We start from the raw sequence: 22284 nt of genomic DNA, 5'->3' as shown, positions 1-22284 counted from the left end.
CTACTCTCTACTGCAACCGGTACATGCTGCGCTCAATGGGCAGTCGACCTGTTCCGGTTTTACGCCACGCGTCACGGATGGATCTTCTTGCAAGGCGGAAATCAATTGATCGACACCTGCGATCAAAGCGGGCGTGATCTCGGGTGATCCCTGGGTGAACGCCGCGCCTGTCAGGTCGATATCAACCAATGTGGCAATTGTTGCGCCAAAGTTCATCCGCGCCATTGTCCCTGCGGTCACACGAATAACGCGCGGGTTTTCTGTTGTCAGTTGATAGCCGCTCGGCAAAGACCGCGTATCAAGCTTCAGGGTAAAATTGGTGCCGATATCGCCAGGAAGTTCGGCGCATGGGACGTTGAAACGGCCAAATTCATCCGTGGTGATAAGAGTGCCTGTGACCGTTGACAGACGCACATTGGCCAAACCTGGTTCGCTGGTGGATTGGGCCACACCATCAGGGCCGAAGACCCCATCCTGATATCCGTTCATGTTTTTGTCGTCAAAAACCTTCCCAATGATATCCGCACAATCAAACACTGCTTCAACTGGCAAACGCAGGGTGGCCGTGGCGATATTGGACACGCGCGCACCGGATGAATCCAATACATAGGCTTCGTTGATAATGTCACCCAAACCACCATCGACAACACGGGCCTGCACGGTCAACGTGACAGTTTCCGTTGGATCAAGGCTGACATCACGCCACAGCAAAGTGCGCCCTTCGACGTCAGGTTGTGGCGTGTCGGCACCATTATAGGTCGCGGTATCAGGTGTGTAGATCAGGCCAACAGGCAAGGCATCCACAAAGGTCAGATTTGCTTCGCGCGAGACCAGGTTATTGGTGAACGTCATTGTATAAGTAACGGTCTGACCAACAGTTGCGCGATCCGGCGTCACAGTCTTAATTGCCAGAATGTCAGGGTCACCAATGGCGATGACCGGGGCCAATGCCGTGGTTGGCGCAGCAATACGTGCAGATTTCGCAGCAAAGACGTTCTGGTTCGCAGGCTGACCCGCAGTCACATCATAGACGATGGTCAACTCGACCGTGCCCATGTCACCTGGTGCCAGAACCGTATCCGCCGAGGTCAACAGAATATCGCTGGTCCCGTCATATGCGCTGTTCGCTGATCCGGTGCTGAAACCCGTGGCCACAGGGGCTGAAACCTCAACCAATGTCGCAGGCGCGATAAAGGCGGCAAGGTCATCTTCTAGGACCAGTTCCTTTTGTGTCACGTTCCCCGCGTTTTCCAACGTCATGGTGAAAGTCACTTCAAATTGCTTCGGCGCGACCCGTGTTGGCGTGTTCGCGATCTTTGTTGCGACCAGTGAATCAATCTGCGTAATGGCCGCAGGCGTTGGCGTGCTGCCATTCCCACCGCTTGAGATGTCCGAGACATCCGTGATCGGCGCCCCAGGACCAGAAGGCGACGCACCCGGAGGCGCAAGACCAGAAGCCGTAGCCGTATTGCTTAGCCCGCCACTGTCCATATCATCCTGTGTCAGCACATAGGTCACGTCATAGGTTATCGCCTCGCCCACCGGCAACGTGCTTGGGTTTCCGGTCGCAACGGCCACATCAACGGCGGATAAAACTGTCCCATCATTGTTGGTCATCGTGTCGACAACCGTGATGTTGCTCATGGTGGTGTTGCCGCTGTTTGTAACGGTGATGAGGTATTTGACCTCTTCCCCGGCTGCGGTCCCGATCGATACCAGTTCTTTGATGGTGGTCAGCTCAGGCATGGGCGGGATTTCAAGCCGCGTTGCGTCATCCGTGGTGTTGCCATCGCTGTCGTCCCCGTTATCAGATTTATCCGATACGAGGTCGCCATTTGGTGCCGTGCCCCCAGCCGTTGCCGTGTTTTGCAATCCACCCGCGTCCACATCATCCTGCGTGATCTTATAGGTGAAAGACCAGACCCAGCTTTCGCCCGGATCAATGCCCGCGGCGTTGCCGGACGTCAGGGTTGGCCCCGTCATATCACCCACTGCGGCCGTGTCATCCAAGCGGCTGATCACATCCGTGATCGTTGGCACCGTCAGCGTGACATTGCCAATGTTTGTTGCTTTGATTTCATATGTAACGATCTCATCGTCAGAGGTATCCGAAGCAGGGGTCCCATCCGGTGATTGCGCAGTTGCGACAACCGTGTTCGACAGACCACCCGCGTTGATATCCGCTTGCCCAAGCGTATAGATCGCCGTGTATGTCCAGGTCTCGCTGACATCGACTTCATCATCATCGTCGTCATCCCCGGATTGATACGCAAATGGCGCATCAAGGCTGACAACAGCACCGGTTTTGCGCGTGGTCGTGTCCACAATCACAGGCGGCGTCAGCGACACATTCCCGTTGTTCTCGATGGTCAATGTATATGTGATTTCTGACCCGACCGTCGTGCCGTCAAAGCTTGCGGTTTTAACAGCCACAAACGCAGGTGCATGAACGGGCCCGTCGATCGTCTTGCCGCCGGTCGTCTCAACCACTGTGTCAAATGGATCCTTCGCAGACCCCGACGCCACGTTAACGATTTCACCTGCATCGATGTCATTTTGGGTGACTTCATACGACAATGTACAACTGTCATCATTTGTCCCCACATCCAGACGTGCAATGATGCAGCTGTAAGGTGGATCCACAATGTCATCGGTGATGGTAACGTCAAACAAAGTCACCGTGCCGGTGTTGGTCGCAGTAAACGTGTAAAGCACCGCTGTTCCAACCGCCCCAAACGGATCAACATCCGCATCTTTCACAAGCGTAAAGCTTGGCGCAGGTGTTGGCATATTCGTCGTCAGCTCTGTTTGATGCTCAACCGCACCCCCCTGAGGGTTCGTAGAGGTCACATCCGCCGTGTTCACCAAAGTTGCACTATCGATGTTGTCCTGCGTGACGATGTAATCATCAGAACACTCTAATTTCGCGCCGGGCGCCAGGCTGGCAACTTCGCAGACAAGCGTCGGCAGCAATGGATCGGTCGCCTTCACATTGCTCAGGGTTTGGTTGCCTGTGTTCGTGGTGGTCAATGTGTAAGTCAGCACCTGATCAACCGCCGTGACGGGCAATGTCGCCACGGTTTTCACCAGTTCCAACTTCGGGTCCGTATCCGCAAGGGTCGTGGCTGATCCAACAGGGGACTCCACCGTGGTTGGGCCTGCACCAAATGTGGTGCGCCCGGTGGCCTCATTAAAGACTTCGCCCGCATCAAGATCAGCCTGGGTGACCGTATAATCGCCGCGACAGGTGACGGTTTCGCCTGCTGTCACATCGGGGTTGGCCGCAGTCGTGGCAAAGCAAGTGATCGGACTTGCGGGCAACATTGGATCGATGACAACAATATCGTTTGAGAAAGACACAGTCCCCGCATTGGTCACCGTGAATTCATAGGTCAGAACATCGCCCACCGCGTCAAAGGTGGTGATACTGTCATCCCCGTTCACAGCAAACAACGCTTTGACCGTTTCCAAAGCGGGCGTGCCGCTGTTTGGAACGGTTTCACTGACAGAAGGCGACGTAACATTGCCATCGCTGACCGTCGCGTTATTGGTCACAACCGCCAAAGAGTTATCCGCAACGGTGACGATATATTCTGCAGTACAGACATAGGTCTCAGTCGGCGCAAGCCCGGCTAGCGGGAAGACCGGACAGGTAATATCCGCGCTGTCGATCTTATTGTCCGTGATCATAACAGGGTCTGTGATCGTCACATTGCCTGCGTTGGTAACCGTATAAGTATAACGCGCAACGGCCCCAACAAAAAAGTCAATCGCCGCCATGTTATCCGCGACTTTGGTCATTGCCAAAGCCGGGTCCTGAACCGCCAGAACGTCAACCACACTTGGGCTTGTTTCCGCGGCCTGGTCGCTTTTTGCAGTGGCCGAATTGCTGATGCTGCCCGCGTCGATATCCGCCTGGGTCACAGCATATACGCCTTCACAATTCAGCGTGGCACCAGGGGCCAAAGGTGTTGGATCACAGGTGATCGTTTCGCCGGCATCCGTGATCAACGCATCGGTGATGATGATCGGATCGGTTAGGGTAATATTGCCTTCGTTTTTGACAGCAAAGTTGAACGTCAATTCCTGATCAACCGCATCATAGGTCGGCCCACCCGACGCGAGGGTTTTCACCATCGAAATCTCAGGGCTGGCTGGGATGGTCAAGGCTGTGGGCGGGGTCGGCCATGTACATTGCCGGTGTTTGTGATCAAGAAATCATAAGAAATGACATCACCCGCCGCCGTATAAGTCGTTGGCGTCGGTGTTTTCGTAATCGTAAAGGTTGGGGTGGCTGTCGGTCCGCTTAATGTCGCTGTGTCCGTCACCGCGGGAACAGCCGCACCGGTGGGGTCATTGGCATTTACAGTCGCTGTATTGTCCAGCGTTTGACCTGAATTGATGAAGTTATCAACATCCGCCTGTGTGACCGTATAGTTACCAGAACAGTTCAACACATTCGTGCCCGCCACGGCTGGGGGCAACGTGGCAGCTGAACACGACAAGGATGGAATGCGGGGATCTGTGACCGCCACATTCGACAATGTCGTATTGCCCATATTGGTCACAGTGAAGTCATAGGTAATCACTTCACCCGCCGCCGCGAAACTCGCAGAGGACGCCGTTTTTTCAAGCGTCATCACCGGGTTCAATGGTGGGCCCGTCAAAGTAACGCTATCGGTCAAGGGGCCAAGCGCCCCGAAATCAGGCTCGCCCGTGGCCTGGGCAATATTGGTCAAAGTCTGCGCATCAATATCCGCTTGGGTAACCGTATAATCGGCAGAACAGACCGCTTGGTTCGGCGACGCAGCGCCGGATGGTGTGCGTGCAAGCGTTGAAGGTGTACAAGCCACCGCGCCAATTTTGTCATCGTCAACAGCGATGTTCGCAATCGACACCGACCCAATGTTCGAGATCACATAGTTATAGGTGATAACTTCGCCAAAACTGCTGAAACTTGTCGCCCCGCCATCAACTGTCTTTTCCAACTCATACCCAGGCGCAATGGATTCAATCGCACCATTGGCCAATGTATTGCCGCGTCGGAAATCCCAAAAGTTATCGTTCGGGTCATCATCAAACACCTGCGAAACCGTCTGCCCCGTTGACAGAATATTCGCAAGCAATGCCGGGTTGGTGGAATTAAACCAAGCCGTGTTGAACGTGTTATTGCCAAAGCCCGTCGCAAAACCCAAGCTGTTGTTGCCATTCGTGCTGGTAATCTCGGTCGTGATGCCACTCCAGGATCCAACGTCAAAACCATTGATGAACAGATTAATGTCGTTGTTGTCGAAACCGTCGGGCTGGGTGTCGCCATCATATGCGGAGAAACGAACATCGATACGCGCCAGAGACCCACCAAAATATGTCGCACAGCTTGCAAAGCCACAATCCAAGGCAATTGGGTTATTCACGGTGAAAGGATTGCCTTCAAATTGTGACGGATCACCGTTAAAATTGAAGCCCCGAAAGGCACCGGTTGGGTTGCTAAACTGGTAATAGACATTGCCATTGGCACCGGTCAAAACAATGACAACCCCGCCTGCGGCAGGGTATTCCATCGGAAGTGGAAGTGATGTTGGTGCTGGTACATTTTCAGTGTAAGGTGTTGCCCAGGCTGTATTTGCAATACATGCCGCCAGAAAGAGCAGTACGCTCTTAACCAGATTACTCATTACCGCAACTCACACTTCAGCTATTTATATCCCAAGAGAGGGGATTTTATTTCAAGCATTCCCCACAAGATTGTTTTCAACAAATTAACCCTTGCGTCACAATCATGCCACACCCAATCACAGTCTCAACCGCGCGGTCGACGCGTCTCTTCAATTGGTTTTCTTTGGCTTTACGGGGCAGGCAATAGATCCGAAGTGTCAATGAGATAGAGAACAGTCACGCATCGTCTTCAGCTGGATCAATCTCAGCAAACGCCTCCGGGGCCAGCTCGCGCCAAAATGCAAAAATCGCGCGTCCGTTCAAGGCAGACTCCCAGCCAAGCCGTTCGAACTCGCGCCGGTCGGTCGGATCTTTCAGTCGGTTAACAAACAACCGCTTATCGGCATCGCGTTGCGTTGGCGTGCGCGCCGCTGCAAGTTCCGCCACCAACTTAAACCGGGCTTTGCGCCGTTGGCTTTCGGCAAAGCGTGCATCTTCATCCAAACCTTTCTGCCGCGCCGCTTGGGCACGTTTTTCAACCTTCTGCTGAACCTCAGGGCTGACCTCGGCCGGGGCCGCAGGCGCATCCCCCTGCGCATAGTCATCACGCAAGGCCGCACTTAAATATCCAGGCACAGATTTCACATCCCCCTGCCCTTTTACATAATCCAGTTTTTTCCCAACATAATCCGCGCCATGTTCCGCGATCCACTGGCGGCTCAACCGATCTGACACCCCCTGGCGTCGCAATTCTTGATACACAGGTTCCCCGCGTAGCCCATCACCATCGTCGATCTCAAACATCGCCAGCTGTGGATTTTCACGGATCACAAAGCGAATATCCGTCACCGCCCTGCCCTTCTTGCGAAACTCAGGTTCAACAATGATGTCAGAACTGTTGTTCACTTCTTTCACCGCAGGCTTAATGATCTTCGCATTCAGATGTTTGAAACTTTGATAATAAGCGCTGTCATCGATCCCCATCAGCTTGCGAAACACATCCAAAGTCCACCAACCGGTCGATCCTGTGCGCACAAAGCGGTAACAATTCTCATATAAGGCCAACCCATGCCCCGATGAAAAATTCCGCTGAATATTCACATTGATCAACGCATAGATCTTCGGATCATGCAGTTTTTCCGCCAAGGCCGAGGAGTAAGAATATTCGCACACACCGCCCTTCAGTCGCGCGAAAGATAACAGCGATGACACGCCCCATTCCTGACGTCCCTCTTGGTCCAGCATATCCCATTCCGCAACGGTTTCCGCCAATGCGCGCAGAGACGCCCGCAACGTGTCCATGTCATTGGAATTATATCCAACCATCATCGCCAAAGTCCGCGCGTCGATCGTGTGTGATGGCGCGGTCGTCAATGTGTCATAAGCGTTCAGCAGCAAGACATTGGACAGCTTGCGTTGCAGCAAAGACAACTTCCCCGAGATGTGAATCGCTGCCACATTTTTGCGAACGGTTTCGCGCCGCAGCGCACCGGTCAGCTTCTGAGAATCAAGCGGTTGTTTCGCCATGCCAATATAGTGTCGTTGTTTTTTCTGCTCGTGACACCATCGCATATCAGGTACCCGCATTCAAGTATTGTCCGGGTTCCCTAATTTGAAGGAAACCCGGACCACCCTGCCAAAGATTGCCATACCGTAGGTGGGTTCCTTTGGCCGGTGTGACCACTAAATCCCATCACATATTCCGCTTTTGGGTTGATGCCTTTACCCAAAAACGGTGTAAACTACCCCAAAATAGACCCTAAAACGGGGGTTTTGCCCATCCTGAGAATCGGTACCCATCTCCCCGAACTTGGGTCCCTTTCATCCCGTAAACAGGTTCCATTGAAACCGTAACCCGGTACCTTTCGTCCTGAATTCGGGTCCCGAAGTGCCACTAACATCTTGAAAAAAAACGCTTTTTCACACGCAAATATCTTAAATAAACTAAATAATACTAAACAGTTTGTCTGTGTTTTTCTCAATATTATTCGAATGAACATGAAGAAAGCACTGCTTTATGGACAATTCAGCAGTTTCCCAACTAAGAAGACTGGCGAGACCATCAAATGTGCGCTATTCTCTGTGATATTCGAGAAAACCGATAACATCGCGATAGGTCCTGTAAGTGAGCAAATCAAATCAGCCCCCCCTGCCCCCGTACCAGAAACTCGATCCAGAGGCATCGGCGCGCAAGCTTCCTGATCCTATCGACACACAACGATTCGCAAAAGCCGCAGCATTTTGCACCCGTGGCCGCGAGGATCTCGCAAAACGTGGATATGCCCCTGACGGCGAAAAACGTTTGCGCAAATTTTCCATCTGGGAGATCACAAAATATCTGATCCCCGTTGCGCCCGCCCATCTGCGTCGTGTTCTGAAAGCCAATGAAGACCTGCCCCAAGGGGAAGGCGAAAGTGGCTCAAAATGGTTTACGCTGGAAGAGATCCTTATTCTACGCAAACACTTTGACGCTGAAGGTGTCAGTACAAAAGAATACATGCCCTATCGCCCCGAGGGGTTGCCGGCCAAAGTCGCAGCGGTGGCGAATTTCAAAGGCGGCGTTGGCAAAACATCCACCGCAGCGCATCTCGCGATGTCGGCCGCTTTGGATGGCTATAAAGTTCTGGTGATTGATCTAGACAGTCAGGGTTCGATGACCTCGATCATGGGTGGCACTGTGCCCGACGAATGGTCCACCGTCTTCCCATTGCTGGCGAAAGATTATGCCCGCGCTGTGACGGCCGAAAACGAATTGCGGCGCGCGCGTGCGCAGCCAGAAATTCCGTTGGATGAAACTTTGAAAGAAGCGCTTGAGGTTTCGCCGCGAAACGTCATTCAGAAAACCCACTGGCCCAATATCGACCTGATCGGGGCACAGCTAAATCTCTATTGGGCAGAATTTCAAATTCCCGTTTGGCGTATGGGCCTAAAATCCTGGCCGCTTTGGGATGGGCTGACCAATTTCTTGGAAGATGAAGGCATCCTTGAGGAATATGACATTGTCCTGTTGGACACGCCCCCTGCCCTTGGCTACCTGACGATCAACGCGCTGGCGGCGGCGGATATTTTGCTGGTGCCACTGGGTGCGTCGTTCCTTGAATTCGATTCCACGGGGCGTTTCTTTGATATGCTCTACACCACATTTGCTTCGATTGAAGATGGTGAAAACGCTCTGCAACGTGCGGCGGGTTTACCTGAAATTAAATTCGAATGGGACGTAGTGCGTGCGATTATAACGCGCTTTGATGCCAGCCAACAGACCGACATGGCAAATGTCATTCAGGCCTATTTTGGTGATTTCATGAATGCCTATCGTCAAGATTTTACGGCTTTGGTTGGCCAAGCTGGCGAACAGGTGAATGGGATCTATGAGGCGGATTATCGGGATTTCAACCGTGACACCTATGTGCGCGGTCGCGAGGCCTTTGACCAAACTTATGCTGAGTTCAAAGAACTTTTGATCGGCAGCTGGTGGCGCGATGCAAATATGGAGACTGAATAATGGCCAAACGCAGACGCCTGATTGCGCCGGACGCAAGCACTTTGAATGCTATCGAAGACGGTTTCGCGGCGAAACCGTTGGAAACGAAATCCATGATCCCCCCCATCGCCCAGGTCGCAGGCGAAGCGGCCGCTTTGGCCGCAATGGAACAGGTTACGGATCGGGCCGCCTTGATCGCGGCTGAAGCTGAGGCCGCGAAATACCACGTGGCGCAAACGGCGGGTCTGGTTGCAGAACATATTGCCTTGGGCGAGATCGACGAAGACCACATCCGTCGGGATCGCATGGTTGCGAACCCCACCGAGATGGAAGAACTGGAAACCTCGCTGCGCACAAGTGGTCTGCGCACGCCGATTGAAGTCGTCAAAACCCCGGATGGCTATGGCCTGATTTCCGGGTTTCGGCGCTTGCAGGCGTTCAAAATCTTGGCGCAGGAAAACATCTATTTCGAAAAGATCCCCGCTTTTGTGCGCCCCGGGTATGCCAGTGCCGACGCCTATATCAACATGGTTGAGGAAAACGAAATTCGCGCGGATCTGACACCATATGAGCGCGGCAGAATATCTGTATTGGCCGTGGGTCAAGGCGCGTTTAACAGCGTTGCAGACGCGGTTGACGCCCTATTTGCCTCCGTGTCCAAAGCCAAGCGATCCAAGGTGCGCAGCTTTGCCTTGATTCACGAGATGCTCGGCGATCTGTTGAAATTTCCAGCCAACCTGTCTGAAAAGAACGGCCTTAAGCTGGCCAGCGGGCTGCGCAACAACAACGGCGAAGACCTGCGTCGGGTGCTTGGGGATGTGACGCCAACAGACAGCAGATCTGAATGGGCCAGCATTGAGGCATGGTTGGATGGGGTTGCGACGCCAGCGAACCCAACTGTGAACAAAGGCGGTCGCCCAACCGAGGTCAAACGTCTGCCGCAATCCGTGATGGAAGCTGGCGGCACGTTGCAAGTGACCTTATCCGCCGATGGCGCAAAGTTTGAATTAAAAGGCCGCCAGATATCCGAAGATATGGCGGCCGAGATTTCGAAGTTGATTGACCAAGCTCTGCGCTAGGATCTTGGATCAGGTTTCGTCAGGATTAGGGATCGCAAGATAATCTTCCTTGGGAATGCGCGTGATCGCGTTGATCCCAAGGAGGGCCCGATCACCGGCTTCCAGCATTTCCAAAGCAGTATTGACGGCGTTGAAGATGACATCTGGTTTCTGTGATTTTGATGTGATCATCGGAAGTCCTGGCGTCGGTTCTGTCAGGGCGAGCACACGCAAGTTTTTGGCGAAGGGTTCATATTGCTGCATCAGACGCCAGGACACGGCATCCAGTGACGCGATGCCCGCGTCTCCCGCGGCCACGGCGTGCGCGGATTTTAGGTGCTGTTCCGTGTGCAACGTGTTTTTGAACCAAAACCCATGGGGCTTTAGATGCCAATATGCGGCGGCATAGCCTGATTGTGAAAACGTCTGGTTATAGGCGAAGGTTTCGTCGCGAAACTCGGATATGTGCTGACGGGGATCATCTGCGCGCACGACGATTGCACTGTGATAATAACCGGGCGGACAGCCTTCCAATCCGTAATCCGGGGTGCCAACCAAGTTAACCTTATCATGCAGCCAGGTGCGAAATGGCATGCCGCAGGTTTGGCTTAAGACCAAATCAGGGTGCTTCCATACAAAGAATTCTTCTGCATCTTGGGATAGGGTTTCAGGGGCATCAACACCTGCGTTTTTCAGGTTCGCGCGTATCAACGCCCAAAAACGGTCATGGGCCTTGGCCAACTGTGGGCGTTGATACATCATCAGATTTGCGATCATTTGAGTGTCCTTTTAGCTGCCACAACAACTGGCTTGGGTGGGGGCGTTGGTTTGGGTTCTGCACAGGCAAGACGAGGTTACATCTACATCTGTTTTTTCCTGTGCGCGTGCAAGTTTTTCCTCAAGGGCGGGAAGTTCATCTGTGTCACCGCGCAGACGTAGGCATTCAACAAGCCCATGTAATGCCCAGATGTTGTCGGGATGCTGCGCGCAGCGTTGCAAAGTGTCGTTTAACCCAAGGTCGGTGCGATAGACGGTCTCGGCCTCTGTGTAATGGCCTTGTTCAGCAAGCAGGGCGGCCAAGGCGTGGCGGGGTGGGTGCATCCATGCCCAGGGTTCAGTATAGGCCAGATTGTCGTCACGGTGGACGCTTTCGCGCAGGGCGGCGAAGGCGGTTTCATAGTTGCCCCTGTGGTATTCTCGTTCGCCTTCCAGCATCTTTTCACCAACGGCCAGAATGTCATGTGCAGAGTTGTTGAAAAAGCGGCGATCATTTGGGATGCGGGCACATGCTTTGTAGAATTTTTGCGTCTCGGCATCGGCCTCGGTGAAGTTCTTAAGGGCGGCCTGTGCCACGCCTTTGGCATAGTGATGCATCGCGGTTGAGACGCAATACAGGTCGGGCTTGGGGGGCAGGGGGGTATCGATGATATCCTGCCAACGGCCAAAGCGAACCAGGACGTGCATCATCATTGCGTAATAGCCTTCCATGGTGATCGCCAATTGCGGGCGGTCTGGAACGGACAACACGTCCTCAGAAAGCGTTTCACACATCTGACGCGCGGCTTTGATCGCGGGCTGGTATTGACCAAGGAACATGCAGGTGTACATCATCAGATGCAGATCGTGGCAGCGTGCAGTGGTGTAGAAATTGAAGGCCCCGGCATAATCCACATAAAGATTGTCGGCGCGAATGGCTTTTTCGCTGGCAATTTTGGCTTTTTCGTAATCGCCACACAGCACATAAGTGTGCCCCGGCATGTGGTTCATGTGGCCGGCATCCGGGCAGAGCGTGGCAAGGCGGTCAGCGGATTGCATTGCGCGTTCGGGGGTTGCAGACATTTCAGTGACGTGAATGTGCAGATGCAAAATCGCAGGGTGCTGCGGGGTACCTTGGGCATCGTGGAATGCAATTGATTTTTCAATTATTTCAAGTGCTTCTAATGTGTCAGCCTTGGCTGTGGGCAGGCCCGTTTGGACATCCCATAGTTGCCAGGCGGTGCGGGTCATCAAGGCTTCGGCGCAGAGGGCCATGACATCGTGATCGTTGGGATAAGCGTGATAGACCCGGCGCATGGCACTGGCATAGGCATCGTCCCAGCGATCATATTCATCGCCAGACACCGCATGGGGGTGTTGAAAGCGCTGTGCAAGCGCTTCGACCAGGGCGTTTTCGAGTGGGGATGCGTGATCTGCACAGGCGCGGGCGTTTTCGATGTGATCACAGCAAAGACGGGTGGTTGCGTTGGCCTCTGGGACGCTGAATTGACGCCAGGTGTTGTTGTAAAAGGGGCCTGATCCATAGGCGACGCCCCAATGGGCCATGACGCAGGTTGGGTCGTATTCTAGGGCCTTAAGGAAGCATTTTACGCCTTCTTCATGGTTAAATCCGTAGCACCAATTTAGTCCGTAGTTGAACCAATATTGCGCTTGTTCTGACTGTGTTGAAATCTGCTTTGCATGATTTCCGAGGTTGAATCTATCCATGGTGGCCCAGACATGTGATTATTATGTCTGTACATATGGCAGGGATATCGCATTGATTGCAAGTCTGGCGAGATGGCCAAGACCGCGCGCTTAAGCGGACCCTTGGGGGGAGGCGCCAGAAAAGACCTCGTCGCGCATGGCTTTGGGGCTGCAATTGTAGGCACGCGTGAACCAGCGGGTCAGGTTGCAGCGGGTGCCAAACCCGGTGGCGATGGCGATTTCGGGCAGTGACATGCTGGTGTGTTGCAGCAGCTGCAATGCTTTTTCCAACCGCAGCGACCGATAAGCGGGCAGGGGGCTTGCGTTGGTTTTTTTCTTGGAAGCGGCGTTCCAGCTGTCGGGTGGAAACACCTGCGATTTCAGCAAGTTCCCGGATTCTAAGCGGGGTCTCGATGTTCGACTGCATGGTGTTCAATGTGTTGACGATCAGCGGGTCATCACAGGACAGGCGTTGCAGGTTCAAGAAGACCTTGGAGGGGTTGGTGCGGTTCTTGGCCATGCCAAGATATTGAGCCACCGCATCTGAAATGAAGTGGCCCTGATCGTGCTGGATCATCTCAAGGAACAGGGGAAGGGCCGCGAATGAGCTGACGGCGCTGGCGATCGTGCCGGATCTGGCGGTTTGGGTGCCTGGGGTTGCGGTGTGCAGGTTCTCTTCGGTGGCAGCGGCCATGAAATTTGGGTGGATGGCCAAGCTATGTTGGTTGCCAAACCCGCAGCTGACCGGAAGGAACACAGCGCCACCGATCAGCAGGGTGCGCGGTGACAGATGCAAGATCTGTTGCAGACGTTTGCGTTGAATATCTGTTACATCCCAACGACTTTGCAGGTCACCCATGAAAATATAGCTGCGCCGACGCCATCTGCGCGGATCGCGGTCGATGGGGGCAGAAAGCGGGCGAAAGGACACTTGATAGGGGGACCCCGGGATCAGATCATTGGCCATAGTGAATAAGTCATCCACCATTTGGGCGGCGGCAGGGCTGGTGCCATCGGGCAAGATCACGATGATCTCTTGGGTGTGGTTTTGTTGTATAACTGGGGTGATTAAATGGAGATCAGCATTCCGAGTGGGTTCGAGATAGGTCATGTGACGCTCCTTTCAGGTACCAGTTTACGGTGTGGATAAGGGGATGTGCCGCCCAACGCGGGCGACACATAAATTTAGGCGCGAACGATCAGAACTGAGCAATGCGCGTTGCGCACAACGCGTGCCAGGTTCGGGCCGATTTCGTAGTTCGGGAAATCACCCTTGGCAGAGGCCATCATGATCATGTCGAAGCCGCCGGAATAGGCCAGCTTGAGGATCTCGCGGTAAACGCTGCCTTCTTCCACATGGGTCACGACGCCTTCGGCACCGTTTGCATCAAGGATCTGACGCAAAACACCGGTCACGTGATCTTTGGCACCTGCGCCATAGTTGGCGGGCAGGTTCGGCAGTAGGATGATCTCGGGGATGACCGAAACCACCTCAAGTTCTGCGCCGTAGAATTTAGCCTGTTCCAGGGCTACTGGCAGGGCTTTCTTCCAGGATTGATCGTCAGTGTGATCAATGGGAAGTAGAATTTTAGTCGCCATCTGTCATCTCCTCGGATGTGAAATTCAGATAAGAAAAAGGGGGCAGGCGGACCCGCCCCCAATGTGTTGATTATTCAGCAGCTTTGCCGTTCTCAGTTGCACCGTTAGATGCGAAGAACTCGCGGGTCAGCTTGAAGACAACAGGGCTGAGCAATGCCAGAGCGATCAAGTTCGGGATCGCCATCATTGCGTTCAATGTGTCTGCCAGCAACCATACGAAGCCCAGATCAGCCGTCGCACCGAAGTAGATCGCGATGATCCACAGAACACGGTAAGGCATCAGAGCTTTTGCACCGAAGAAGTAACCTACGCATTTCTCACCATAGAAGGACCAGCCCAGGATGGTTGTGAAGGCGAAGATGGACAGAGCAACAGCAATCAAGTAGCCGCCGACGCCTGGCAGAGTGGATTCAAACGCCAGTGATGTCAGAGCTGCACCGGAAATCGCGCTATAGCCTTCAGTTTGACCGTTTGCGACGAAATCAGCGATGGATGTGTCCAAAGCGCCAGATGCGATGATTGCAAGACCGGTGATGGAACATACGATGATTGTATCGATGAACGTACCCAGCATCGCGATCAGACCCTGGTTTACAGGACCAGCAGTGGACGCAGCAGCGTGTGCGATAGGCGCGGAACCCAGACCAGCTTCGTTAGAGAATACACCACGTGCAACACCGAAACGAATAGCCATCCAAACAGCAGCACCAGCAGCGCCACCTTTGGCAGCCCATGGTGTGAATGCATATGTGAAGACCTGACCAAGGGCAGAACCGATGGAACCGATGTTCAGAAGCAGAACAACCAGACCAGCTGCGATATAAGCAACGGCCATGAATGGAACCAGTTTACCAGCAACCGCACCAATACGTGTGATACCACCAAGGATAACACCAGCGGTCAGAACCATCAGGATGATGCCTGTGACTTTTGGATCAATAGAGAAGCTGTTGTCGAGAACCTGTGCAACACCGTTTGCTTGTACACCGTTGCCGATGCCGAAAGCCGCAATCGCACCAAACAGAGCGAATGCAAAACCCAGCCAGTGCCATTGCGCACCCAGACCGTTTTTGATGTAATACATTGGACCACCAACAAAGTTGCCCAGCTCGTCTTTTTCACGGTATTTCACCGCAAGAACAGCTTCTGCATATTTGGTTGCCATACCCACAAGGGCTGTCATCCACATCCAGAACAAAGCACCAGGCCCGCCGAGGAAAAGCGCCGTCGCCACACCGGCGATGTTGCCTGTACCGATGGTCGCTGACAGTGATGTCATCAGGGCGTTGAAAGGGCTGATTTGGCCTTCGCCGGTGTCTTTACGACCCGCGAACAACAGCTTGAAGCCAGTGCCAAGTTTCAGGATTGGCATGAATTTCAGGCCAACCTGTAGGAAAAAACCTACCCCCAAGATAACGAGGAGCATTGGTGCCCCCCATACGATACCGTTAATGGTACCTACGAAATTTGATAACGCTTCCATGGTTTCCTCCCGTTGCGTTTCTATTTATCTGCCGACAGTTTGGCGTTTCTTGCCTGTTTTAAGGCGGCAAAATCTTCATCTGCATGGAACGAGGACCGTGTCAGAGGGGTCGCTGAAACCCCCAAGAAGCCCTTGGCGCGTGCGGCCTGTTCCAGTTTCTCAAAATCTTCCGGTGTCCAAAAACGGTCCACCGGATGGTGTTTGGCAGTGGGCTGCAGATACTGCCCAACCGTCAAAAAATCGACATTTGCTGCACGCAGATCGTCCATAACCTGACGCACCTCACTTACCGTTTCACCTAATCCAACCATAAGTCCAGACTTGGTGAAAATGCTAGGGGTTTTACGTTTGGCGTCGTCTAATAAGCGCAATGACTGGTAGTATCGCGCGCCCGGGCGGACCGTTGGATAGAGGCGCGGCACGGTTTCAAGGTTGTGATTGAACACATCAGGTGCTGCATCAAACACGATGTCACCGGCGTCGCCTTTGCCCAGAAAATCGGGGGTCAGAACTTCGATTGAGGTGTCGGGGCAATTGTGGCGCACGGCGCGAATGGTTTGCGCGATATGATCTGCACCGCCATCGTCCAAATCATCGCGGTCGACGGATGTGATCACGACATGGCGCAGATTCAGTTTTTGCACGGCCTTCGCCACGCGCCCGGGTTCAAATGCATCCAATGCGTCGGGCTTGCCGGTCGCAACATTGCAGAAGGAACAGCCGCGCGTACAGGTTTCACCCATGATCATCATGGTGGCGTGTTGTTTCGACCAGCATTCGCCAATATTGGGGCAGGCGGCTTCTTCACAAACGGTTGTTAGCTTGTGTTCCCGCATGAGGCGGCGGGTTTCGTAATATTCGGCCGACTCGATTTTTTTACGGCGAATCCATTTGGGTTTGCGGGCAATCGCAGTGTCAGGCTTATGCGCCTTTTCCGGATGACGTGGCCGCAAGACGGGTGCGGTTATTGTTTCGTCTGGTGTATGGATCGTTGACATTTAAGTGACCCTTTGCCTTCAAACTTTGATGGTTGCCTCTGATATGGTGGCCATAGTCGAGACGGAAATTCCCTAAGTGGTATCATATTCCCTTTAGGAAACTTTTGTTCCCTATAATGGATTTGTGCGATTTGGCAATAGGTTTCGTTCGTGGAACACGCAGTGGTGATTGGCCGATTTGGTGTTTCACAAGAATAATTTACCAATGCATCAGATTTCTTGATGTCACAACGCGTTGTTTCGCGCGAAGCTGGCCTTGTGATTTCCGCTTCCGAAAAGGGTGAGACATGGACAATCAAACGCAAACAGCAGCAAAACAAACGGCGCTTGTGACCGGCGCGACCAGCGGCATTGGCCGGGCCATCACATTGGCAATGGCTGAAGCAGGTTATGACGTGATTGCCTTGGGGCGGCGGGCAACGGTGCTTGAAAAGATGAAGGCTTACCCGGGGGTGCGACCGATGGCGTTGGATCTAACCGATCGCGAGGCGCTTGCAACCGCATTGGCCGGCGAGCAGATTGACGTCTTGGTGAACAACGCGGGCATTATTCCCCCGATCACGCGGTTCTTCGACATGGATCAGGCGGATATTGATACGACGCTAGAGGTGAACCTGTCTGCGGCGATTGCCGTCACGCGGTTGGTCCTACCCGCAATGGTCGCGCGCAAACGCGGACATCTGTTCTTTACGGGGTCCATCGCGGGGCAGGGGGCGTTTCCGAATATGGCGGTGTATGGCGCAACGAAGGCTGCGATCTCGCATTTTGCGGCTGGGTTGCGGTGTGATTTATCTGGCAGTGGCGTGCGCGTTAGCGAGATTGTCGCGGGGCGGGTTGAAACGGAGTTATACCGAGATGCGCTGAGCGCGCAGGCGCGGGCGGATATGTATGAGGTCTATGACGCAGTTCAGCCCGAAGATGTGGCGCAGATGTTAATGACGGTGTTGCAGATGCCGCCTCATGTGGATGTGACCCGGTTTGATATTCTGCCGACGGCCCAATTTGTTGGCGGCGGTGGTTTTGCGGAAAAGGATGCCTGAAATGGATGGGATGTCAGTTGTAATTGTTGGCGGTGGCGCGGGATTGGGCCTGTTGTTGGCGCAGATGGCGATTGAAAACGGGGCCTCGGCCATCGGGATCATTGATTTGGACCCTATTTCTGCCGAGGCCGCTTTGGCCCCTGCGCGGGCTGAGGGGGTTAAACTTGCGTTTGCGGCATGTGACATCCGCACGTCTGATGCAGCGCAGACGGCATTTGGCCAAATTTCCAAGGCGCTTGGTCGGGTTGATACGGTGATCAATTCGGCAGCGATCTATCCGCGTAAATCCATGTTGGATATTACAGATGCGGATTGGGACGCCTCAAATGCGGTGAATATCAAAGGCACGTTTCACATGTGTGTTGCGGCGATCAAGCAGTTTCGCGCGCAGGAAACAGAGGGCGTCGTGAAGGGCCGGATTGTGAATATCACATCGGTTGATGCATTTAAGGCGCATCCCCAAAATGCCCATTATGCAGCCACCAAAGCAGCCGTGGTTAGCCTCACCAAAAGCTTTGCGCAGGAAGTCGCGCCTGACAATATTTTGGTCAATTCGGTGGCCCCTGCCGGCATGGCAACTGAGACAGCGCGGACGTCAGGTTTCTTGAGCGAACTGTCTGCGGCAAGCCCATTGGGCCGAGGGGGTGAACCGCGTGAAATGGCGGAATGGGTGATGATGGCCGGTGGCCCAAAAAACACCTATATGACCGGAGAAAATATCATTGTTTCAGGGGGATACATCTATGCGTGATGGTCAGAGAAACGGCGGAAAGATCCTTGTGGAATCGCTGCAAGCCTTGGGCGCACGGCATAGTTTTGGCGTTCCTGGGGAAAGCTATTTGGCGGTGCTGGATGCTTTGTATGACACGAAGGGTGCGCTTGATTTCACCTTGTGTCGCAATGAGGGTGGCGCGGGGTTTATGGCGGCGGCCTATGGAAAGCTGACGGGCACGCCGGGGATTTGTTTTGTGACGCGCGGACCTGGGGCGATGAATGCTTCAATTGCGGTGCACACGGCGATGCAAGACAGTGTGCCGATGCTGTTGTTCGTGGGGCAGGTTGGGACCGACATGAAGGGGCGCGAGGCCTTTCAGGAGGTCGATTATTGCGCGGTGTTCGGCACAATGGCGAAATGGGTGGTTGAGATCGAAGACGTGGATCGTCTGCCCGAATTTATTTCGCGTGCTTGGACAACTGCGATGTCTGGCCGACCTGGCCCTGTTGTGGTTGCGTTGCCCGAAGATATGTTGACGGCCGAGTCATCCGTTGAACCCCTGACTGGGCCGGTGACCACCTGCGAAGCTGGGCCGTCTGACGCGACCGTGCAAGCGGTTTTGGCCGAGATCAAAACAGCAGAACGCCCGTTGGTTTTGATCGGGGGCAGCGGTTGGTCTGTGCAGGGACGGGAAGCGGTTCAACAGTTTGCAGAACGATCAAATTTGCCGGTTCTGGCGGCGTTTCGTTTCCAAGACCTATATGACAATAACGTGCCGACCTATGTTGGGGATGCGGGCGTTGGAATGACCGCAAAAACCAAGGAACTGGTCCGGCAAGCTGATGTGATTTTGGCAATCAACATACGGTTTGGCGAGATGACGACGGATGGGTTTACATTGCTGAATGTGCCCAGTCCCGATCAAAAACTGATACATGTGCACAGTTCCGATCGTGAATTGGGGAAAGTGTATCGACCTGATATTGCGATACATTCTGGCCCTAACGCGTTTTGTGCGGCGCTGAAACCCCATCAGGTTGATGGAAATTGGGGCGGGTGGCGTGGTGATGCGCGTGCTGCCTATGAAGCTGGGTTTAGCTTGCCTGATTTGGACAGCCCCGTGGATATGGGGAAGGTGACGGCGTTTCTGCGCGATCGCTTGCCGGGGGACGCGATTTTGACCAATGGTGCAGGAAATTTCACCGTTTGGCCGAATAAATTTTTCAAATTTGGCGCTGATCAACGCCTGCTTGCGCCGCAATCCGGGGCGATGGGGTATGGTGTGCCAGCTGCAATTGCTGCGAAAGTCGCCCAGCCTGAACGGACAGTGGTGTGCTTTGCGGGCGACGGTGATTTCCAGATGAATTGCCAAGAACTTGGGACTGCGATGCAGGCCGGGGCGATGCCGATTATTTTGATCCTGAACAATGGGATTTATGGCACTATTCGAATGCACCAAGAACGCAATTACCCCGACCGCATTTCTGGGACCAGTCTTGAAAATCCCAATTTTGTGGATCTTGCGAGATCATATGGGTTTCATGCCGAGCGGGTCGAGAAAACCGATGATTTTGAAGCGGCTTTTGAACGCGCAATGGCGTCGAAATGCGGGGCGGTGTTGGAATTGAACATCTCGGCCGAGGCGTTGACCCCGCGCCAAACCCTGACCCAAATGCGCATGATCGCCAAAGGAGACACGCTATGACGACACAGGATATTCGCCTTGGCGCGGACATTGGCGGGACGTTTACAGATGTGGCATTGGACCTGCGCGGACAGATCTTTTCAGCGAAGGTTTTGACAAATTACGCGGCGCCCGAACAGGCGATCCTAGACGGGATCCAGATCGTGACCGCACAAGCGGGCATCGGGTTTTCTGACCTTGGTATTGTGATTCATGGCACGACTTTGGCAACCAACGCGCTGATTGAACGACGTGGCGCGAAGACGGCGCTTGTGACGACGCAAGGTTTTCGTGATGTCATCGAGATGCGCACCGAAAACCGGTTTGACCAATATGATTTGAACTTGAAATTGCCCCTGCCGCTGATCCCACGGGAACACCGTTTTTCTGTTGCAGGGCGACTGGATGCGCAGGGCCACGAATTGTTGGCGTTGGATGAAACACGTTTGGAAACTCTTGCGGATGAGATCCGGGCGCAGGGGTTTGAAGCGGTGGCGATTGGGTTCATTCATTCCTATCAAAATCCCATGCATGAAGAACGCGCCCGCGAGATTCTGGCGGCGAAATTACCCGGTGTTCCGATTTCAATTTCGGCGGAGGTATCGCCGCAAATGCGCGAATTTGAACGATTTAATACGGTTTGCGCCAATGCCTATGTGCGCCCGCAGATGGAAGATTATTTGATCCGTTTGCAATCGCGCCTGAAGGATGAGGGCGCGCAATGTCCGGTGTTTATGATCCATTCCGGAGGTGGCCTGATTTCGGTTGAAACGGCAATCGAATTTCCCGTGCGGCTGATTGAAAGCGGACCCGCAGGGGGCGCGATTTTCGCGGCGGATGTGGCGGCCCGTTTTGGTTTGGAAAAAGTCGTGAGCTATGACATGGGCGGGACCACGGCCAAGATTTGCTTGATTGAAGATTTCACCCCGCAAACCGCGCGCAGCTTTGAAGTGGCGCGGACGTATCGGTTCTGCAAGGGCTCTGGCATGCCGATTTCAATCCCGGTGATTGAGATGATCGAGATTGGTGCGGGGGGTGGATCGCTTGCCTGGGTCGACAGTATGGGGCGCATTCAAACCGGACCGGAAAGTGCCGGGTCAGAGCCTGGACCTGCGTGTTATGGGCGCGGTGGGGTGCGCCCTGCGATCACCGATGCGGACGTAATGTTGGGGAAGATCGACCCAGATAATTTTGCAGGTGGTGCGATTAAGCTGGATAAAGCGGCCTCAAACGATGCGATTGCACGCGAAGTTGGGGATAAGTTGGGCCTCGCGCCGCTTGAAGCAGCCTTTGGGATTTGTGAGGTTGTTGACGAAAATATGGCCAATGCCGCGCGGGTGCATGCGGTGGAAAATGGCAAAAATGTTTCGGAAAATGTGATGATCGCTTTTGGGGGGGCGGCCCCGCTTCATGCGGCGCGCCTATGTGAAAAACTGGGTGTTGATCAATGTGTGATTCCGCCGGGGGCTGGCGTTGGATCGGCGATCGGGTTCTTGAAGGCACCCTTTGGATATGAGGCCTTGGCGTCGCGGCTTGTACGTTTGTCAGAGTTTGACGCGCAGGCTGTGAACGAGATGTTGGCAGGTCTGTGTGACACGGCGGAACGATTTGTTCGGGCCGGTACAGATGGGCAGATCAAGCGCGCGATAACTGGGTTTATGCGGTATCAAGGACAGGGCTGGGAGATCCCGGTGACGATCCCGGATCGACCCTTGACGCAGGGTGATGTGGATGTGATCAAACAGGCCTTTCGTGCCAATTATGCCCGGTTCTTTGGGCGGGCCATTGACGGATTGGACGGGCTTGAAATTGAGATTGTGACCTGGTCCGTGAAGGCCAGTGATATGCGCGCATTACCCAGTGCAAACCCCCTTGTGACCAAGGGGCAACCGATTGAAATCACGCAGGAACGTGACGTGTTTGATCCGCGCCATGATGGGTTGTTGAAAAGTACAATCATCGCGCGCCAAGCGTTGAAATCGGGCGATATGGTGATGGGACCAGCGGTGGTCGTGGAGGACGAAACATCAACCGTGGTGACGGCTTTGTTTGACGCGGTGATCCAAGGTGACGACAGTATTCTGTTAACCCGGAAGGAGGGCTAAGAC

15 protein-coding genes are annotated in these 22284 nt (G+C 54.0%); 6 read left to right on the top strand and 9 right to left on the bottom strand.

Annotation, left to right across the window (positions count from 1 at the left end):
• The 3 genes from RJ38_RS15960 to RJ38_RS15950 all read right to left on the bottom strand — a co-directional run bounded on the left by RJ38_RS15960 (nt 1) and on the right by RJ38_RS15950 (nt 7182).
• Nucleotides 1-4167, bottom strand: a complete 4167-nt coding sequence (locus tag RJ38_RS15960; protein ID WP_420319424.1) for a DUF7507 domain-containing protein — start codon at nt 4165-4167, stop codon at nt 1-3.
• Complete coding sequence (locus RJ38_RS15955) at nt 4164-5675, bottom strand: DUF7507 domain-containing protein (RefSeq protein WP_082005795.1); 1512 nt, start codon at nt 5673-5675, stop codon at nt 4164-4166. Before RJ38_RS15955 ends, RJ38_RS15960 begins: the two co-directional genes overlap by 4 nt.
• A gap of 217 nt (nt 5676-5892) precedes the next feature.
• Nucleotides 5893-7182 (bottom strand): replication initiation protein, encoded by a 1290-nt coding sequence (locus tag RJ38_RS15950; RefSeq protein ID WP_039019882.1) that lies wholly within the window; start codon nt 7180-7182, stop codon nt 5893-5895.
• A 598-nt stretch (nt 7183-7780) separates the two neighbouring features.
• Between RJ38_RS15950 and RJ38_RS15945 the strand changes: the two genes are divergently transcribed.
• A complete protein-coding gene (locus tag RJ38_RS15945) occupies nt 7781-9157 on the top strand; it encodes an AAA family ATPase (RefSeq protein ID WP_039019863.1) in 1377 nt (458 codons plus the stop codon).
• Nucleotides 9157-10215 (top strand): ParB/RepB/Spo0J family partition protein, encoded by a 1059-nt coding sequence (locus RJ38_RS15940; RefSeq protein ID WP_039019862.1) that lies wholly within the window; start codon nt 9157-9159, stop codon nt 10213-10215. Before RJ38_RS15945 ends, RJ38_RS15940 begins: the two co-directional genes overlap by 1 nt.
• Before the next feature lie 9 nt (nt 10216-10224).
• Here RJ38_RS15940 and RJ38_RS15935 read toward each other — a convergent pair whose 3' ends face one another.
• From RJ38_RS15935 to lipA, 6 genes are all read right to left on the bottom strand, one after another.
• Nucleotides 10225-10971, bottom strand: coding sequence for a phosphate/phosphite/phosphonate ABC transporter substrate-binding protein (locus tag RJ38_RS15935; protein WP_039019861.1), 747 nt, complete (start codon nt 10969-10971; stop codon nt 10225-10227).
• A 12-nt stretch (nt 10972-10983) separates the two neighbouring features.
• Complete coding sequence (locus RJ38_RS15930; protein ID WP_039019860.1) at nt 10984-12678, bottom strand: tetratricopeptide repeat protein; 1695 nt, start codon at nt 12676-12678, stop codon at nt 10984-10986.
• Nucleotides 12671-13768, bottom strand: a complete 1098-nt coding sequence (locus RJ38_RS19560) for a helix-turn-helix domain-containing protein (protein ID WP_052245483.1) — start codon at nt 13766-13768, stop codon at nt 12671-12673. Before RJ38_RS19560 ends, RJ38_RS15930 begins: the two co-directional genes overlap by 8 nt.
• A 74-nt stretch (nt 13769-13842) precedes the next feature.
• Nucleotides 13843-14256, bottom strand: coding sequence for a universal stress protein (locus RJ38_RS15920; RefSeq protein WP_039019859.1), 414 nt, complete (start codon nt 14254-14256; stop codon nt 13843-13845).
• 70 nt (nt 14257-14326) lie between these two features.
• A complete protein-coding gene (locus tag RJ38_RS15915) occupies nt 14327-15739 on the bottom strand; it encodes an alanine/glycine:cation symporter family protein (RefSeq protein ID WP_039019858.1) in 1413 nt (470 codons plus the stop codon).
• A gap of 20 nt (nt 15740-15759) precedes the next feature.
• Nucleotides 15760-16737, bottom strand: a complete 978-nt coding sequence (lipA, locus tag RJ38_RS15910; RefSeq protein WP_052245482.1) for a lipoyl synthase — start codon at nt 16735-16737, stop codon at nt 15760-15762.
• Nucleotides 16738-17024: 287 nt separating this feature from the next.
• On the opposite strand from lipA, the gene RJ38_RS15905 reads away from it, so the two are divergent.
• The 4 genes from RJ38_RS15905 to RJ38_RS15890 are packed head-to-tail and all read left to right on the top strand — an operon-like array spanning nt 17025 to nt 22281.
• Nucleotides 17025-17777 (top strand): SDR family oxidoreductase, encoded by a 753-nt coding sequence (locus tag RJ38_RS15905; protein ID WP_039019857.1) that lies wholly within the window; start codon nt 17025-17027, stop codon nt 17775-17777.
• A 1-nt stretch (nt 17778) separates the two neighbouring features.
• The gene (locus tag RJ38_RS15900; RefSeq protein WP_039019880.1) at nt 17779-18528 is read left to right on the top strand and encodes an SDR family NAD(P)-dependent oxidoreductase; all 750 of its coding nucleotides are present in this window, start codon (nt 17779-17781) and stop codon (nt 18526-18528) included.
• A complete protein-coding gene (locus RJ38_RS15895) occupies nt 18521-20197 on the top strand; it encodes a thiamine pyrophosphate-binding protein (protein ID WP_039019856.1) in 1677 nt (558 codons plus the stop codon). The genes RJ38_RS15900 and RJ38_RS15895 overlap by 8 nt, the downstream gene beginning before the upstream one ends.
• Nucleotides 20194-22281, top strand: a complete 2088-nt coding sequence (locus tag RJ38_RS15890) for a hydantoinase/oxoprolinase family protein (protein WP_039019855.1) — start codon at nt 20194-20196, stop codon at nt 22279-22281. The genes RJ38_RS15895 and RJ38_RS15890 overlap by 4 nt, the downstream gene beginning before the upstream one ends.
• The last annotated feature ends 3 nt before the right edge of the window (nt 22282-22284 follow it).

Origin of the sequence: Halocynthiibacter namhaensis (genome assembly GCF_000812685.1) — a bacterium.
GTDB classification, from domain to species: domain Bacteria; phylum Pseudomonadota; class Alphaproteobacteria; order Rhodobacterales; family Rhodobacteraceae; genus Halocynthiibacter; species Halocynthiibacter namhaensis.
Note: the sequence above shows the minus strand (reverse complement) of the source record. Positions and strands in the feature narration are given on the sequence as shown.

Coding starts and splice junctions, on each gene's coding strand:
- RJ38_RS15950 (WP_039019882.1), bottom strand. CDS start 7,182: ATGGCGAAACAACCGCTTGATTCTCAGAAGCTGACCGGTGCGCTGCGG.
- RJ38_RS15900 (WP_039019880.1), top strand. CDS start 17,779: ATGGATGGGATGTCAGTTGTAATTGTTGGCGGTGGCGCGGGATTGGGC.
- RJ38_RS15890 (WP_039019855.1), top strand. CDS start 20,194: ATGACGACACAGGATATTCGCCTTGGCGCGGACATTGGCGGGACGTTT.
- RJ38_RS15915 (WP_039019858.1), bottom strand. CDS start 15,739: ATGGAAGCGTTATCAAATTTCGTAGGTACCATTAACGGTATCGTATGG.
- RJ38_RS15905 (WP_039019857.1), top strand. CDS start 17,025: ATGGACAATCAAACGCAAACAGCAGCAAAACAAACGGCGCTTGTGACC.
- lipA (WP_052245482.1), bottom strand. CDS start 16,737: ATGTCAACGATCCATACACCAGACGAAACAATAACCGCACCCGTCTTG.
- RJ38_RS15935 (WP_039019861.1), bottom strand. CDS start 10,971: ATGATCGCAAATCTGATGATGTATCAACGCCCACAGTTGGCCAAGGCC.
- RJ38_RS15940 (WP_039019862.1), top strand. CDS start 9,157: ATGGCCAAACGCAGACGCCTGATTGCGCCGGACGCAAGCACTTTGAAT.
- RJ38_RS15895 (WP_039019856.1), top strand. CDS start 18,521: ATGCGTGATGGTCAGAGAAACGGCGGAAAGATCCTTGTGGAATCGCTG.
- RJ38_RS15920 (WP_039019859.1), bottom strand. CDS start 14,256: ATGGCGACTAAAATTCTACTTCCCATTGATCACACTGACGATCAATCC.
- RJ38_RS19560 (WP_052245483.1), bottom strand. CDS start 13,768: ATGACCTATCTCGAACCCACTCGGAATGCTGATCTCCATTTAATCACC.
- RJ38_RS15930 (WP_039019860.1), bottom strand. CDS start 12,678: ATGGATAGATTCAACCTCGGAAATCATGCAAAGCAGATTTCAACACAG.
- RJ38_RS15955 (WP_082005795.1), bottom strand. CDS start 5,675: ATGAGTAATCTGGTTAAGAGCGTACTGCTCTTTCTGGCGGCATGTATT.